The organism is Sulfurospirillum sp. HTRB-L1 (assembly GCF_059415125.1).
Genome location: NZ_JCAHZR010000010.1, coordinates 23,148 through 38,252, shown reverse-complemented (window position 1 = coordinate 38,252; position 15,105 = coordinate 23,148). Strand labels below are relative to the sequence as shown.

The following is a 15,105-nucleotide window of genomic DNA, read 5'->3' as shown; positions in this document are numbered from 1 at the left end:
GTGTTTGCATTAACCCCCTAGAACAGATGTACCGTTAGCCAAATGGCCAAAGGTGTTTCGGAAGTATCCACCACCTGATGGGGCGTGTTAGCGGGGATAAACACGGTGTCGCCTGCCCTTAGGGTGTGCCATTTTCCTGCGATGTCTAGGGTCGCTTCTCCTTGGAGCAAGCTCACCCACTCGTCTTCTTTTTGGCAAAATGGCGCGCTTTTAAAATGGGGTGGCGAGACGAGGCGCAAGAGGGTGGCGTGCGGATGAGAGAGCAAGGTGGTGGTGTGTTCTTCGTTTTCTAAGTGTGGCACGGGAGTGAAGAGGTTGTAGTGGGCCATGACCTTCCTTTTTTTGCCCATCTTACCCCATTTTTTCTTTACATGTAAAGTAATTGCTTACCCCAAATAGCATGGGGCAAGCAAAAGGTTAAAAGGTGTAGCGTACGTTAGCATAATAGCTTCGGCCTTCTTGAGGGTAGCCATAACTGTAAAAATAGTCTTTGTCAAAGAGGTTTTTTATGCCCGCTGAGAGCTCTAAATCTTTCATGGCGCGATAGGCAATCTTGATATCCATGAGAAAAAACTCTTTGGTTTTGTAGTCGCTGTAAATGGCTTCACTGCGCACATATCGCTCACTCTCGTAGCGAATTTGCGGGATGATGTCTAGCGCACTCAGCGGCGAATACTTCGCCCTTGCGATGAGGCTGTGTTTTGGAATGTCGCTCACGTAAGGGTTGTCTGCATTGTCTTTAACCTTAGCGTCAATGTAGGTGTATGCCACGCTACTTGAGAGCGCATCGCTCCAGTAAGAGTCCAAGGAAAGTTCAAACCCTTTGTGCTCCTCTTTGCCGATATTTTGACTTTGACTGCAATTGCTCGTGCAGGTTCCAGAAGGTGCAACCGATACGGACGCGATGTAATCATCGGAGTAGTTTAAGAAAATAGCGCCCTTTACAAGGTGCTCATCGTTGAGTTTATGTTCCACGCCCACTTCATAGTTGAGGGATTTTTCAGCTTTGAGGCTAGGGTTTGGCACGAACATGTTAAAGCGGGTTGAGTAGCGTTCTGTCAACGTGGGCATGTTGCTTTTTTTGGCGATACTCCCGTAAAGGGTCGTGGCGTCGTTGAGGCTGTAGTAAAGTGCTGTGGCAGGGTTGAAGGCGTCGGAGTCGTATTTGTCGTATTCGCTAATATTTCCTCCTGTGACATACTCTGCTTTATCCACTTTGTTTTTATCATAAGATGCCCCAACAACCCACGTAAGTTTTGCGTTTGCTTGCAACGCGTATTCTATCCCTAGCGAGGTGGTTGTGCCCTCTGTTTTTGTGTCTAATCCAGGTTGGGTAGAGTCTATAGATTTGTGGAAATCCCTTTTTTGTGTTGCTGAGAATTTTAGCAATTGGTTATCAGATAGCTTGAAATCTAGCTGAACATTGCCGCCTAACGAATAGTCATCATAAGCAGAAGTATCAACTGGCGTTGTGGCGTTAGCAGCACCTGGTAGGTTGCCGTAGTTTTCCATTGAGTTATAAAACTCATCCCTGTAAAAGCGCGTCTTGAGAGTAACCATGTCGCCTAGGGCAGTTTTGGTGATGACATAGTAACTGGTTTTATCCCAATCAGGCCAACGCCAGTAGCGGTTTCGCATATTGCTACCTACGAAGGGTGCGGTCAAATCACTTGCGTAATAAGGTTGCCCTTTTTCGCCCCGTTGCACGATGTAATTAAAGGAGTATTCGTCTGTATCATTGGGCGTGTAACCGACTTTGAGGTTGAGTTTGCGGTCTTTATTGTCAGAATTGGCGCGTTTTTTACCTTCTTGATGGCCGTTGTCGGTAAAGTCTTTTGAAAGATTAAAATAGTCCCTTTGGTAATTAGAGATTGACAAAAGTCCGTAAAAGGTACCTTGGTTGGTGCCAAGAGTCACGTATTCTTCGTGTCCGTCTCCGCTAAAAATACCAGCACCCACCTCTCCTTCAAAGGTTTTGCTAGGCTTTTTAGTGACGATATTGATAGCCCCACCGATGGTATTTGCCCCGTACATAGGGGAGGTGTACCCTTTGGATACCGTGATTTCAGCAATGTCGTAAGTGGTAAATCTGCTAAGGTCGGTTTCGCGGTTATAGGGTACATACACAGGAATCCCATCCACAAAAACAGGCACGCGACTCTTTTTAAACCCACGCACCCGCACGTCCATTTGGTTTTTAGCACCCGTTTGGTCTACAAAAACACCAGGAATGTACTGCAAGGCTTCCACGACAGTTTTGCTCTCGGTTTCTTTCATCACTTGGGCATCGACGACTTCTGTCGCCTTGTTTTGACTGATGTCCGTTTGGGCCACCACTTCTACCCGCCCCAATTCGTACACATCTGCTTGTAATGCCGCCGCAGCAATGATGCTTCCTAAAATCACTCTTCTCATTTACTCTCCTTTTAGTAGATGCTGGATTTGTGTATCGCTTAAACTTACATGTAAAAACATTTCGTAAAATTTTTTAATTTCTTCGTCAATAGCAACAGGAAAATGCTCGGGATACAACACATGGTGCATCCACACAACCCCCAAAAATCGTACCAGTGAGGGCGGTCGGCTCAGCCACGCAAAAGGGGAAGAGGGCACGAGGTAAATCTGTCCTTGTTGGTATGCGGTGAGGTTGTGCCACGGATGCGTGTCATGTAGGCTTTCAAAAAAGCTTTTTTCCCGCACAAAGATGACATCAGGGTCGTACATGTAAAGTTTTTCAAGGGTGATTTTTTCACGCTTGTAACTTCCCTCTGGCGTGTTGGGGCACGCATGAACATTGACCCCACCTGTGAAAGAGATGATTTCAGATTGGCGGTCGTTAGAGCATTCGGTATTTAATCCATCTTGCCCTTGGGCAAAAAAGACCCGTTTTCGTGGTCGCGTTCCCAAGGTCTCAACACTTTTTTCCACACGGGCTAGATTGGCTTCTCCATACGCAACAAGGGTGTGTGCACGTGCTTCTTCCTTGAGGTAGATTCCCGCCACCGTGAGTGCTTCAAGGCTGTCGCGCAGGGTGTTTTGGCGGATGTATACCACGGGAATGCCAAAGGTGTTTAAGGTTTTTTCAAAGGCCACAGCACTTTGGTGGCTTGTGTCCCAGGCAAAGATAATGTCGGGTTTTAAAGAAAGGATTTTTTCAAGATTGGCATGATTCCCTCCGCCAAAAAACCCGCCCAATACAGGTAAGGTTTGTACGGCGGGCAACATAAAGCGTTTTTCCACTTCTAGAAAATTGTAATTTATTCCTACCATTTTTTCGGGTGCTAGGGTATATAACAACACCATCATGGGCGGAGATGCGGAAAAGACTTTAGTCACGTGCACAGGAACGGGCACGGTTCTTCCTAGCATATCCGTTTGAGCACAAAGAGCTGTGGAAAACAGTAAGATAGACGACAATAAAATTAAAAAGCGCATGAGGTTTCCTTACATGTAAAGCCTAGCGGCAAGAGATGACGCGAGCCTCGAAGGTCGACGACCGTTTGAGATTCCACACCATAAATGGCGTGAATACGGCTAGTGCTGATGACAGATTCGGGCATCCCACAATCAAGCACCTTGCCTTCATGAATCCACGCCACTACATCAGAAATGCGTAAAGCATGGTCTGGATAATGGGTGGTTTGTACAATGGCATACCCCTCTTTCGCTAAGGTTTGTAAAGTGTCAAGCAGGCGCATTTGATTGCCAAGGTCAAGCCCTGTTACGGGTTCATCCATAACAATCAGCGCGCTTTGCTGCGCTAATGCTCGCGCAATGAGCACCAATTGCTGCTCCCCGCCGCTAAGGGTGCGGTAAATCCTATTTTCAAAGCAGGCAATACCCCCCCGCTTTAGTGCCAACCGCGCGATTTCTTTGTCTTTCTTGGTGTAGCTAAGCCCAAAAGAAGCCGCATGAAACCGCCCTGTAAGGACAATGTCTAGCACGCTAAAATCAAAAGGCACAAAGGTACTTTGAGGAACGTACGCTAACAATGCCGCGCGCTTAGATGCGCTAAGGTATTTGGCCTCAGTCTCTTGGATGTGCACCTTTCCTTTATAAGGAAGCAATCCGACGATGGCTTTTAATAAGGTGCTTTTTCCGCTGCCGTTGGCACCCAAGAGAGAAAGAATCTCTCCTGCCTTTACATGAAACCCCACATCGCTTAAGACGGTTGTGGTGCCATAGCTGCAACTTACTTCTTCAAGTCTTAGCATGGGCTACCGCCGCGCCGTGCGTTGGAGTGCTAGTATGAACACAGGAATTCCAACCAAAGCCGTTAAGATGCCAAGGGGTACTTCAACACTAAAAACACCTCGTGAAAGAGAATCCACAACCAGTAAAAACACCGCACCCAAAAGGGCACAAAAAGGAAGCAGTACCATGTGGTTTGCCCCCACCAAAAAACGCGCAATGTGTGGCACAACAAGCCCAACCCAGCCGATGATACCTGCAAGCATGACACTGATGGCGCTCAGTAAAGTAGCAAGAACAATGAGAATAAAACGGATTTTTTCTACCGAAACACCTAGGGCTTTGGCGTCTTCTTCCCCAAGGCTTAACACGTTGATATGCTTGCTAAAAGCAATGAGAATTAGCATGGAAACAAGCATAATAGGAGTAGCCATTTGCACACCTTCGCTGTTCACCAAAGCCAAAGAACCCATGAGCCAATAGACGATGGAAGGCAGTGCATTGTAAGGGTCGGCAACGTATTTGACCAAGGAGAGCAATGCGCCAAAAAGGGAAGAGCTAATCACGCCGCCAAGCACGAGCATTAAAACAGTGTTGTTTTTGCCATAAAACTTAGCGATACCTAGTGCCATAAACACGGCTATAAACCCAAACCCAAAGGCCCATAGTTGTACCACGTGGGGTGTATGAGCGCCCAACATCCCAAGAGCTGCACCAAAGGAAGCGCCTGAGAGTACGCCCAAGATGCCTGGGGAGACCAACGGATTGACAAAGATGCCTTGAAACACAGCCCCCGAGACAGAAAGTCCTGCCCCGATAAGCACAGCAGCAACAATGCGGGGCAAGCGTATGTCGTATAAAATCGTATAGATGGCCTGAATGTTTTCAACTGCCAAAGTGTCGTGGTTCAGCCCAAGCCCATAACGCACTACTTCGTAGTATTGAGCAGCGGAGATAGGATAGTGCCCTATCCAAAATGCACTAAGGATACAAAAACACAGTAAAAGCACCATGCCTGCAAATAAAAAAACCTGTTTAACAGTAGGGGCGAATGTCGTCATTGAATCTCCGTAGAAACGTGCTGTTGTCGAGAAAGTTTGTGCCTAGTGGCTTAAACACAACCGTAACGTTTTGGATATGCTGTTTAATGTCTCGCAGTTTGGCAATACACGCTTCTTCGTTGCCAATAATGCCGCAGCGAAACATCTTTTCGCCATCAAAAAAAACATCCCTTTGGGCAATAAGGGTTTGGTATTTTTGAGAATCAAAGTGTGGTGCAGTGCCAAAAGAAGAAGCAGCACGCATAGACTTTACAAAATGGTCGAGGATGGGCCGCGCAAAGGCAACAGCCTGTGCATGGTCGGGGTTAACGCATAGGGTACGCAAGAGAATAACTTGAGGTTTGACACCCGCGATAGCCTCATAGGCCTCGCAAGCATAGACACACTCTTCGAGGGTTGCTCCTTGGGAGAACATCAAGCCAAATCCTCTTTGGGCTGCAAAAATAACAGTCTCTATCGAAGAAAAGGTTGCGATGTAGGTGGGTATGTCTTCTTGAATGGGCTTGGGTTGGATATTGGTTGCTTCAAAGCCAACAAAGGTGCCTTTGAAATTTGCGGGCGTGAGGTCATTAAGAAGGCGTTCTATGGCGCTCACGCATTCAAACATTTTGGGCCGTAGGTTTTGGATGGTAACGTCAAAATGTTTAGCATCGGGCGCAAATGCCCCTTTGGCAAAGCCAAGATTGAGCCTTCCTTTGCTTAAAATATCAAGCATCGCAATCTCTTCCGCAAGGCGGATGGGATCGTAAAAAGGTGCTAAGAATCCTGCACATCCAAGTCTAATACGGTGTGTCTTGGCAATAGCATAGGAGAGCAAAAGGGTGGGGGAGGGGCAAAGACTAAAGTTGTTAAAATGATGCTCTCCAAACCACGCTTGGTCAAAGTGTAACGCATCTGCTAAGACAACGAGTTTAAATTGGTCGTCGATAGCCTCTTTTTGTGATCCCATAAATCGCTCAAATAAGCAAAACAGCCCGTAATGCATCGCAACAAAGCCTCTCTTTTTTAGGTCGTAGTATCTTAAAATAATCACGTATTTCAAACAAAAAACACCCCATATGTTCCATGGCAAAACACGTGGGGCGTATCTTAGGAAAAGGATAGGGAAAGTCTATCGTAATATATTTTAAAATACAACGCTAAGGTGATTAAAAATTGACCCTTAGGCGCGATTTGGCTATACTTTGCCCATTGATAGCACAAAGGAATACCATGCTTGAAGCGCGATTGTGGATGACAAAGAGCGATAAAAACTACCTTGGCCGTGGGCGGATTGAGCTTTTGGAGCAAATCCGACTCACGGGTTCCATCCATGCAGCCGCCAAGGGGATGAAGATGAGTTACAAAGCGGCATGGGACGCAGTGGATGCCATGAATAACCTTTCCGACGCGCCGTTGGTGGAGCGTGTGAGTGGTGGAAAAGGAGGAGGCGGCACATTTTTAACCCCCAGAGGCGAGGCATTAATCAAAGCTTTTCATACCATTGAAGAAAAACATCAGCAGTTTTTAGACCTTTTTTCCAAAGATAACGAAACCATGGAAGAGATGATTTCGATTCTTGATAGGGTTGCGTTGCGCTTAAGTGCGAGAAACCAACTCTTGGGCGTGGTGACTAGCATCAAAGCAGACGCCGTGCGTGCCGAGATTGAGCTGACGGTGAAAGGATTTGATAAACTTTATTCTTCCATTACCCTACAAAGTTTCGAGACGTTGGGGATTGGCGTCCACGACAAAGCCATTGCCATCATCAAGGCCAGTTCGGTGCTTATTTTCAAAGAAAAACCCGATGGCGCTTCCTATGAAAATAAGCTCCAAGGCACGATTATCGACCTTATAGAGGGCGCCACACACACGGAAGTGATTGTGGGGCTTGAGAGTAAAAGTACCATCGCCGCCACCATTTCTAACCATACATGTAAAGCGTTAGCCCTTGAAGATGGCCAAAAAGTCTACGCATGCTTTGAAGCTTCTAATGTCATTTTAGGCGTCTGATGCTATTTTAGGCGTCTGATGCTATTTTTTAATACTACGATGTTCATTATTTAACCACCCCTCTCTTGTATTTTCTTTGCAAATCCGTTATATTTTCATTTATACTACGGTATCAAATTTAAAGGATTTGCATGGGGGCTCTAATGGATGTTTTAGAAAAAGCAATGGGTGTTTGGGACAAAATGGCATTAACCTATCCACGTTACGACGACGTAGCGATGCAAAAAGATGTACGCCATGTGCTGCAATGGTGCGGAAAACAAGGGGTGAATTTTTCAGGAAAAACCATCCTAGATATTGGGTGTGGAACAGGGGCGGTGGCCATTCCTTTAGCTAAAGAAGGTGCCTCTATCACCGCACTTGATATTTCAGAAGGGATGCTAGGCGTCCTTGACGAGTACACGAAAGTACTGGAGCTAGAGGCCAATATTTGCATCTGTCAAGGCGATTGGGAAGTCTACGCGCCTGAGCAGACCTATGACATCGCCATGGCGTCGTTGAGCCCTGCCATCTCTAGTGAAGCGGCAATTGAAAAAATGCTCAACGTGACACATGACACGGGGATTTATGTAGGATGGGGGGCTTATAAAAAGAACCTCTTTCTGGACGCACTCGCACAGTTTCACAACATCCCTGACAAAACATCTACAGGATGTATTAAGGTAAAGCAGTTTATTGAGACGCTAAAGCGAAAAAATATTCCCTGTCAAACCCATTTTTTTGAGACAGAGTGGGAAGATATTTTTTCGCCCGAAGAAGCCAAGGAATATGCCACCATGATGCTGATGCGTAAAGAAGTGGAACCTGATATGAGCGTGATTGAAGCGGTCATCAAGATGTTTATGCAAGGGAATAGGGTATTGGTGAAGACGGAAGCGGAAAAGGGGGTTGTTCTGTTTTCTACGGTACGAAAACACACCTATTGCCCCAAAGGGTATTAAGAGCCTCATGGAATGGCTAAAAACCTACATGGACTATGCGGTTTTTGGAGTGCTGGGTATGATGAGTGTGCTTGCCCTTGGCTTTGCTCTTGAGCGGTGGTTGTATTACCGTACATGTAACGTGGCAAGTTTTAGTGACATTTACGCCCTTGAAACAACCCTGACTCGTCACCTCACCTTTCTTTCGGTGGTGAGTTCTAATGCACCCTATGTGGGATTACTAGGCACTGTAGCGGGAGTGATGGTGACTTTTTACGACATGGGAAGCGGCGGTGGGATTAACACCGACGCCGTGCTTGTAGGGCTTTCATTGGCCCTTAAAGCAACCGCTCTGGGGCTCTTGGTAGCCATTCCTTCCTTGATGGTCTACTCGGCCTGTTTGCGTAAAGTGGATGTGCTCATGAACCAATGGAAAAGCCTCCATGCGCGCCCTTAAGCGTCCCGAAGGACTCAATGTCATCCCGTTGATTGATGTGATGTTGGTACTTTTAGCCATTGTGTTAACGGTTTCAACGTTTATCTCTCAAGGTACCATAAGCGTGACCCTTCCTGAGGCAAGCTCCGAAGAAGCTCCCACACCCTTAACGCCCTTTGAGATTACCATCACCCAAGACAACCGGTTACATGTAAACGGTTCTCCCATTGCATTTGAAGCGTTAGAGGTATCTTTGGCATCCATTTTGCCCCAAACACCCATTGTCTTGCGTAGCGACACCCAAAGTGCCTTTGGTACCTTTGTAAAAGTCATGGACATCTTAAAAACCAAAGGCTACACCGAAGTAAGGATTATGGTCAAAGACGATGAGTAAGCTGGCGTGGGGGATGGGCCTTTCGGCGAGTGTACATGTACTGGTCTTGGGTGGGTTACTCCTAGAGACACCTGCCCAAAAACCACCCGTGCTACACGAGCGTCCTCTTGTTCTTTCTCTTCAGCACATTACTTCACCTTCTGCGCAAGAAACTCCACCTTTGGCGATTGAACCTCCCAAAGAAAGTCCCCCGCCACCCAAGCAACCGCCTCTTGTTAGCCCGATGCCGCCAAAAGAAAAACCCAAAGCGAAGCCAAAGAAACCCGCACCAAAGGCTCCTCCTGAAGAGGACATAACAGCCAACGAAACACCCCAAGAACCTGTTCAAGAAATCCCTGTTGGTACAAGGATGCCAAACACGGTCCTAATCGCCTCATCCCAAGGAGCTTCCGCTCACGCTCCTGTCTCTTTGCCTGTTCAAGGAAGAGCGCAAGCATGGGAAGAGGAGGTCTATTTGCAACGCTTGCAAGCGGTCCTCTTGCAACACAGAAGCTATCCGTTGCGGGCACGAAAGCTGAAACTTCAAGGAGAAGTCATCGTCACCTTTGAGATTACACCCCAAGGGGAAGTGCTAAATCTTAGCGTTGTGCAAAGTTCAAACCACGCTTTTTTGGACCAACACACCCTCGAAACCATTCAAGCCGCAAGCCGCTTCTTTCCTAAACCTCCCGTGCGTATCACGGTGAAGGTGCCTGTGGCGTATCGGTTGTTGTGAGGGTTGGGCGAATAGTTGCGTGTTTAAATTTTCATCAATTGCGTCGTTGTATTTTAAGTTATATCGCGTTATACTGCCAAAACTTTGCTAAAAAGGAGTTGTATGAAACTAAGTGCGCGCAATCAAATCAGCGGTAAAATCATTGAAGTGCAAGATGGGGCAGTCAATGCCAAGGTGGTGCTTGAAACTAAAGAGGGAATGCGTGTTACTGCGACATTGACCGAAGAGAGCGTTAAGCATCTGGGCTTACATGTAGGGATGAACGCAACCGCTATTTTTAAAGCCAATGCGGTTATGCTCGCCAAAGGAAATGGCCTAAAGTTAAGCGCAAGAAACCAGTTTAAAGGGAAAGTGCTTGAGATTACCAAGGGGCCTGTAAGTAGCGAAGTTATCGTCGCTGTCGGAGGTGATAAAATTGTTTCTAGTCTTACGCTAGAGGGCATGCAAAGTTTAGGGTTGTCAAAAGGGGACGAGGTTGTTGCCATCGTCAAAGCCAGTGCGTTAATCATGGGAGTGTAAAGATGAAAAAAATTATTGTAGCGTTAATGCTAACATGTGTTGCGTTGTTTGCAGAAAAAATCACGGTGTTTGCTGCTTCGAGTACGAAGTTTGCTATGGAAGAAGTGGTGGAGTTGTTTAAAAAAGCCAATCCAAACGCCCAAGTGGACATGTACTACAGTGCTTCTGGAAAAGCTTTTGCCCAGTTTACCAACGGGTTTAAGTACGACCTTTTCTTTGCGGCAAACATGGGTTATGTAGAAGCGTTGGTCAAACAAGGGGATGCCATTAGTGACCCAAAACCCTTTGTGCTTGGCACGGTGGCGTTGTATTCGCACAATCCTGCCTTGGTAGCCAAGGGGCTTGGCGTGCTTGGTACGCCCGAGGTAAAAAAGATTTCCATCGCCAATCCACGGGTTGCGCCTTATGGGGTTGCGGCCATGCAAATCATCGAAAAATCGGGGCTTAGCAAGGCGGTTGAGGGCAAAATCGCCCAAGGCGAAAACATCGGGCAGAGCGTGCAGTTTGTGGACACGGGTGCGGCGGATATTGGCTTGGTGGCATTTTCGCTCATCAAAAATACCGCAAAACCTGAAGAGTACATGGAAGTGGATTATACGTTGTATGAGCCCATTAAGCAAGGGTTTGTGATCACCAAATACGCCAAAGACAACAATACTGCCTTCGCTTTTGCAGACTTTGTATTCACTAAAGAGGCCCAAGCAGTGTTTCAAAAATACGGCTTTGGAACGCCCCAATGAGAGCGCTTTTTCTTGCAGCACTGTTGAGCTTCACCCTTGTAGCAAACGAGCTTGTGATTGCGGGCGGGGCAGGGTACAAACGCCCCATTACGGAGCTTTTGGAAGTGTTTACGAAAGAATCTGGCGTGCGTATTAACCCTATTTTTGGCAACATGCAACAGATCAAACAGCAACTTGACCACACGGACAAGGTAGCCCTTTTTTTCGGGGATGAAGAATTTATCAACCGTCTTGGGGTTAAATACGAGGAAGTGGTGGAACTGGGCAAAGGCAAACTCGTACTCGTATTTGCCAAAGAAAAAGAGGGCACGGTGGAGACGCTTTTTGAAAAGCGCATCGCTAAAATCGCCATGCCTGACCCCAAACGGGCCATTTATGGCAACGCGGCCAACACCTTTTTGACGCCCCACTATGACGCGCTCAAAGAGAAGTTAGTGGTAGTACAAACCGTGCCACAGGTGAGTGCGTATTTGGTCAGTGGCGACGTGGACGCGGGGTTTTTAAACGAAACAGATTACCTTGGCATCGCCCAAAAAGTGGGCAACCGCGTGGTGATTGAAGAGCATCTTTACGCACCCATTCGCATCATCGCCGTCGTTCTTGAGGGCAAGCAAAGCCCCCAGATGGACCTATTTTTAGCGTTTCTTAAAAGCCAAGAAGCGCGTCACATCCTCACAAAACACGGGCTCTAGCCTTATGGATTGGCTCCTTGGGCCTGCGCTGCTTTCTTTACATGTAGGGGCATGGACGGTGGCGCTGCATTTGGTCTTGGGGGTGGGATTGGCCACTTATTTGAGTGGTCAAAAGAGTTTTTTAAAGGGGATTGTTGACCTGCTGGTGAGCATCCCCATCGTTTTTCCACCCATTGCACTGGGGTTGTTTTTGCTCTTGCTTTTAGGGAAGAACGGTTGGTTTGGTGAGGCGCTAGCTTTGTGGGGGGTGGAAGTCATTTTTAGTTTTTGGGGCGTGCTCATCGCTTCGTTTGTGGCGGGGTTACCCTTGGTGGTAAAACCCATCCAGTCGGCCATCGACGAGCAGTCCAAACGCTACGCCCAAGCGTCGTATACTCTGGGAAAAGGGAAGTTTGAGACCCTCATGCGGGTCGTTTTGCCTAACAGCAAAAAAGTCATCCTCATCGCTTTGTTTTTAGGGTTTGGACGCTCTTTGGGCGAGGTGGGCATCACCTTGATGCTTGGGGGCAACATCATCGGCAAAACCGACACCCTTTCCTTGGCCATTTACAACCACGCCTTTGGAGGAGACTTAGAAAAGGCTATCATACTCGCAGTTGTTTTGGCGTTTGTCTCGACGGGCATCTTTTTAGGATTGAAAAAATTAGCATACATGTAAAGAGGAAAAAATGGGCAACGTATTATTAGAAGAAGACGTAGGAATGATGGACATTACGACCCTTGGGCTTGGCATTGGGGGGCAAAGTGGGGTGATGGAAATGCACGCCAAAGAAGCCATGACGCTCAGTGGTTGCGTTTATGTGAAAGAGATTTTACAAGAGCTTGGGCTGGCTTTTACCTTTGATGCCCATGAGGGTGAGGAAGTTGGGGCAGGGGAACGCCTCTTGCATTGCATCGGTAGTGCGCAAGCCTTGCACCAAGCGTGGAAGGTGTCGCAAAATCTTTTGGAGCACTTAAGTGGCGTGGCCAGTTACACCAAAGCCTTGGTGCACGAGGCCAAGCAGGGGAATCCTCGCACGGAAGTGGTTACCACGCGTAAGCATTTCCCCGGCACCAAAAAGATGATGTTGACCGCCGTGCTCTCAGGTGGTGGTGCGCCACACCGTTTGGGGCTGTACGATTCGGTGCTAGTGTTTGCCCAACACCGCATTTTTTTGGGCGATAAAGAAGCCCTTGCGCGCCATTTTTGGGAGCTTAAGCAAAGATTTTTGGAGAAAAAAATCACCGTTGAGGTGGAAAACTTCCAAGAAGCACTCTATTTTGCTACCATTGGCGCAGATATTTTACAGTGCGAAAAGATGGGCTATGAGGAGCTAAAACGGTGCGTGAAGCTTAAGGAAAAATTCCCTCAGGTGTTGCTTTCGGCCACAGGCGGCATCAACGTAAGCAACGCCCAAGCGACCGCCGCGTGCGGGGTGGATTTTCTCGTGACCTCTTCGCCCTATTTTGCCAAGCCAAAAGACGTGAAAGTAACCATGCGCCCCAAGGATAAACGGTGAATATTCTGCGTGCCAAAGTGGAAAAGATAGAGAGTGTTGCCTTGCTTTCGCAGGTGAGTTTGCGTGTGGGAGAACACGCCATGCGCGCGCTCATGGTAGACATCGACGCCTTTGCCCCCTTAGAAGAGGGGACGGCCGTGAAGGTGCTGTTTAAAGAAAGCGAAGTGCTCATCGCCACACCCAAATCCTCCGTGAGCGCGGCGAACGCTTTTGTTTCGCCCGTTTTGTGGGTCAACCAAGGAGAACTTGTGAGCGAAGTGGGGTTTGGGTTTGGGGAGGATGAGGTGGTGTCGATGATTACCACAGCCTCTTTAAAACGTCTTGGCGTGGAGGCGGGAAAATCCTTTATGTGGTTTGTTAAAGCCAACGAAGTTACCCTGCAAAAGGTTCGCAATGTTTGATGATGCGTTTGTGCAAACCATGGGCCTCACCTTCAAACTAGCAGGCATCACCACGGTGTTGTTGCTTTTTATCGGGGTGCCGTTGGGGTATTTTTTGGCCCTCACGAAAACCCGTTTTAAGCCCATCATTGAGGCTATCGTTTCCATGCCCTTAGTGCTTCCTCCCAGCGTGCTTGGGTTTTACATGCTTGTCTTTTTTAGCCCGCGGGATGGTTTTGGAAAATGGCTAGATGAAACCTTTGATTTGCGGCTTGTGTTTAGTTTTGAAGGCTTAGTGGTGGCGTCCATCATCTTTTCACTCCCTTTTATGGTGCACCCCATCCAAAGCGGGTTTTCAGCGCTGCCTAAAAACCTCATGGACGCGGCGTACACGTTAGGCAAAAGCAAACTTAATGTGCTTTTTCGCGTGCTTTTGCCCAACATTCGCCCCTCGCTTCTTACGGGCATCGTCATCTCTTTTGCCCACACGGTGGGGGAGTTTGGGGTAGTGCTCATGATGGGCGGGAATATCGCAGGGGAAACCAGAGTGGCAAGCATTGCCATTTACGATGAAGTCGAAGCCCTGAATTACGCGGCGGCAAACAACTACGCTCTTACCCTCTTTGTGGTCTCTTTTGCCATCTTGCTCTTTGTGTACGGCATCAACAAGCACTTTTTGAAGGCGGAAATTAGATGAATGAATTTTTACTCAATAAAACCCTCCGCGGGGCCGATGGGCCTATTGAAATGGCTTTACATGTAAGGCTCCAAGAAGCCTCTTTAAACGTGCTTTTTGGCAAAAGTGGGGCGGGAAAAAGTACCATTTTAAAGATGATAGCAGGGCTTTTTGCGCCTGATTCTGGGCGCATTGTGGTAGAGGGCGAGACATGGTTTGATAGCCAAAAAGGGATTAACCTCCCGCCGCAAAAGCGCAAAGTAGGCTTTGTGTTTCAAGATTACGCGCTGTTTCCCAACATGAATGTGCGGGAAAATTTGCGCTATGCCCTAGAGAAAAACGCGCCTGTGTCTAAGGTGGATGAAGTGTTGGAAGTGATGGAGCTTGAGGCATTGGCCAGCGAAAAACCCATCACCCTCTCAGGCGGCCAAGCCCAACGCGTAGCCCTCGCGCGCGCGTTAGTGCGAGAGCCTAAAATCTTGCTGTTAGACGAACCGCTTTCTGCTCTTGATTTTGCTATGCGCGCCAAACTTCAAGATGAGCTCTTGCGTGTGCAACGGCACTTTGGCCTCACGACGTTGTTGGTGAGCCATGACATTGGCGAGGTGTACAAGCTTGCCCAAGAGGTTGTGGAGCTGGAAAATGGCAAGGTAGTTTCCCAAGGGAGCCCTGCGGAGATTTTTGGCGGGGGCAACATCAGCGGTAAGTTCAAATTTAGCGGCGAAGTGGTCGCCATCGAGCCTAGCGACATCGTGTTTGTGGTGAGTGTGCTTGTGGGCCAAGACATCATCAAAGTCGTCTCTAGCGCTAAAGAAGCCAACGCTTTACATGTAGGGCAGCGCGTCACGCTCTCTTCCAAAGCCTTTAATCCGCTCATTCATGTGCTATAG

General features: G+C 47.8%; 19 protein-coding genes. 13 read left to right on the top strand and 6 right to left on the bottom strand.

All coding sequences use genetic code 11. From position 1 onward, the window contains the following. Positions 1-17: 17 nt before the first annotated feature. From AC5SLM_RS13120 to AC5SLM_RS13095, 6 genes are all read right to left on the bottom strand, one after another. Entirely contained in the window at positions 18-329 is a 312-nt protein-coding gene (locus tag AC5SLM_RS13120; protein WP_495251422.1) for a cupin domain-containing protein, read from the bottom strand. An 88-nt stretch (positions 330-417) separates the two neighbouring features. Further along, positions 418-2,415, bottom strand: coding sequence for a TonB-dependent receptor plug domain-containing protein (locus AC5SLM_RS13115; RefSeq protein WP_495251421.1), 1,998 nt, complete (start codon positions 2,413-2,415; stop codon positions 418-420). Beyond that, positions 2,416-3,435: an ABC transporter substrate-binding protein gene (locus AC5SLM_RS13110; protein ID WP_495251420.1), complete on the bottom strand. Its 1,020-nt coding sequence runs from the start codon at positions 3,433-3,435 to the stop codon at positions 2,416-2,418. Continuing rightward, positions 3,423-4,214 (bottom strand): ABC transporter ATP-binding protein, encoded by a 792-nt coding sequence (locus tag AC5SLM_RS13105; RefSeq protein ID WP_495251419.1) that lies wholly within the window; start codon positions 4,212-4,214, stop codon positions 3,423-3,425. Before AC5SLM_RS13105 ends, AC5SLM_RS13110 begins: the two co-directional genes overlap by 13 nt. Positions 4,215-4,217: 3 nt before the next feature. Continuing rightward, positions 4,218-5,252 carry a FecCD family ABC transporter permease gene (locus tag AC5SLM_RS13100; protein ID WP_495251418.1) on the bottom strand — a complete coding sequence of 345 codons (1,035 nt, stop codon included), beginning with the start codon at positions 5,250-5,252 and terminating at the stop codon, positions 4,218-4,220. Continuing rightward, entirely contained in the window at positions 5,227-6,237 is a 1,011-nt protein-coding gene (locus tag AC5SLM_RS13095; protein WP_495251455.1) for an LLM class flavin-dependent oxidoreductase, read from the bottom strand. The genes AC5SLM_RS13100 and AC5SLM_RS13095 overlap by 26 nt, the downstream gene beginning before the upstream one ends. 227 nt (positions 6,238-6,464) lie before the next feature. Here AC5SLM_RS13095 and AC5SLM_RS13090 point away from each other — a divergent pair, with 227 nt between their 5' ends. The 13 genes from AC5SLM_RS13090 (at position 6,465) to AC5SLM_RS13030 (ending at position 15,105) form a co-directional block, all read left to right on the top strand. Continuing rightward, a complete protein-coding gene (locus AC5SLM_RS13090) occupies positions 6,465-7,244 on the top strand; it encodes a TOBE domain-containing protein (protein ID WP_495251417.1) in 780 nt (259 codons plus the stop codon). 131 nt (positions 7,245-7,375) lie between these two features. Continuing rightward, positions 7,376-8,185 (top strand): class I SAM-dependent methyltransferase, encoded by an 810-nt coding sequence (locus tag AC5SLM_RS13085; RefSeq protein WP_495251416.1) that lies wholly within the window; start codon positions 7,376-7,378, stop codon positions 8,183-8,185. A 7-nt stretch (positions 8,186-8,192) separates the two neighbouring features. Then, positions 8,193-8,621: a TonB-system energizer ExbB gene (gene exbB, locus AC5SLM_RS13080; RefSeq protein ID WP_495251415.1), complete on the top strand. Its 429-nt coding sequence runs from the start codon at positions 8,193-8,195 to the stop codon at positions 8,619-8,621. Next, positions 8,608-8,994: a biopolymer transporter ExbD gene (locus AC5SLM_RS13075; protein WP_495251414.1), complete on the top strand. Its 387-nt coding sequence runs from the start codon at positions 8,608-8,610 to the stop codon at positions 8,992-8,994. Before exbB ends, AC5SLM_RS13075 begins: the two co-directional genes overlap by 14 nt. Continuing rightward, positions 8,987-9,709: an energy transducer TonB gene (locus AC5SLM_RS13070; RefSeq protein WP_495251413.1), complete on the top strand. Its 723-nt coding sequence runs from the start codon at positions 8,987-8,989 to the stop codon at positions 9,707-9,709. Before AC5SLM_RS13075 ends, AC5SLM_RS13070 begins: the two co-directional genes overlap by 8 nt. A 102-nt stretch (positions 9,710-9,811) precedes the next feature. Further along, on the top strand, positions 9,812-10,228 hold the full coding sequence (locus AC5SLM_RS13065) for a TOBE domain-containing protein (protein ID WP_495251412.1): 417 nt from the start codon (positions 9,812-9,814) through the stop codon (positions 10,226-10,228). A 2-nt stretch (positions 10,229-10,230) separates the two neighbouring features. Beyond that, positions 10,231-10,968: a molybdate ABC transporter substrate-binding protein gene (gene modA, locus AC5SLM_RS13060; protein ID WP_495251411.1), complete on the top strand. Its 738-nt coding sequence runs from the start codon at positions 10,231-10,233 to the stop codon at positions 10,966-10,968. Further along, positions 10,965-11,660, top strand: coding sequence for a molybdate ABC transporter substrate-binding protein (modA, locus tag AC5SLM_RS13055; protein ID WP_495251410.1), 696 nt, complete (start codon positions 10,965-10,967; stop codon positions 11,658-11,660). The genes modA (AC5SLM_RS13060) and modA (AC5SLM_RS13055) overlap by 4 nt, the downstream gene beginning before the upstream one ends. Before the next feature lie 4 nt (positions 11,661-11,664). Beyond that, positions 11,665-12,318: a molybdate ABC transporter permease subunit gene (locus AC5SLM_RS13050; RefSeq protein WP_495251409.1), complete on the top strand. Its 654-nt coding sequence runs from the start codon at positions 11,665-11,667 to the stop codon at positions 12,316-12,318. A gap of 10 nt (positions 12,319-12,328) precedes the next feature. After that, positions 12,329-13,159 carry a ModD protein gene (gene modD / locus AC5SLM_RS13045; RefSeq protein ID WP_495251408.1) on the top strand — a complete coding sequence of 277 codons (831 nt, stop codon included), beginning with the start codon at positions 12,329-12,331 and terminating at the stop codon, positions 13,157-13,159. After that, positions 13,156-13,560 carry a hypothetical protein gene (locus tag AC5SLM_RS13040; protein WP_495251407.1) on the top strand — a complete coding sequence of 135 codons (405 nt, stop codon included), beginning with the start codon at positions 13,156-13,158 and terminating at the stop codon, positions 13,558-13,560. The genes modD and AC5SLM_RS13040 overlap by 4 nt, the downstream gene beginning before the upstream one ends. Further along, a complete protein-coding gene (gene modB / locus AC5SLM_RS13035) occupies positions 13,553-14,236 on the top strand; it encodes a molybdate ABC transporter permease subunit (protein ID WP_495251406.1) in 684 nt (227 codons plus the stop codon). The genes AC5SLM_RS13040 and modB overlap by 8 nt, the downstream gene beginning before the upstream one ends. Next, positions 14,233-15,105 carry an ATP-binding cassette domain-containing protein gene (locus AC5SLM_RS13030; protein ID WP_495251405.1) on the top strand — a complete coding sequence of 291 codons (873 nt, stop codon included), beginning with the start codon at positions 14,233-14,235 and terminating at the stop codon, positions 15,103-15,105. Before modB ends, AC5SLM_RS13030 begins: the two co-directional genes overlap by 4 nt.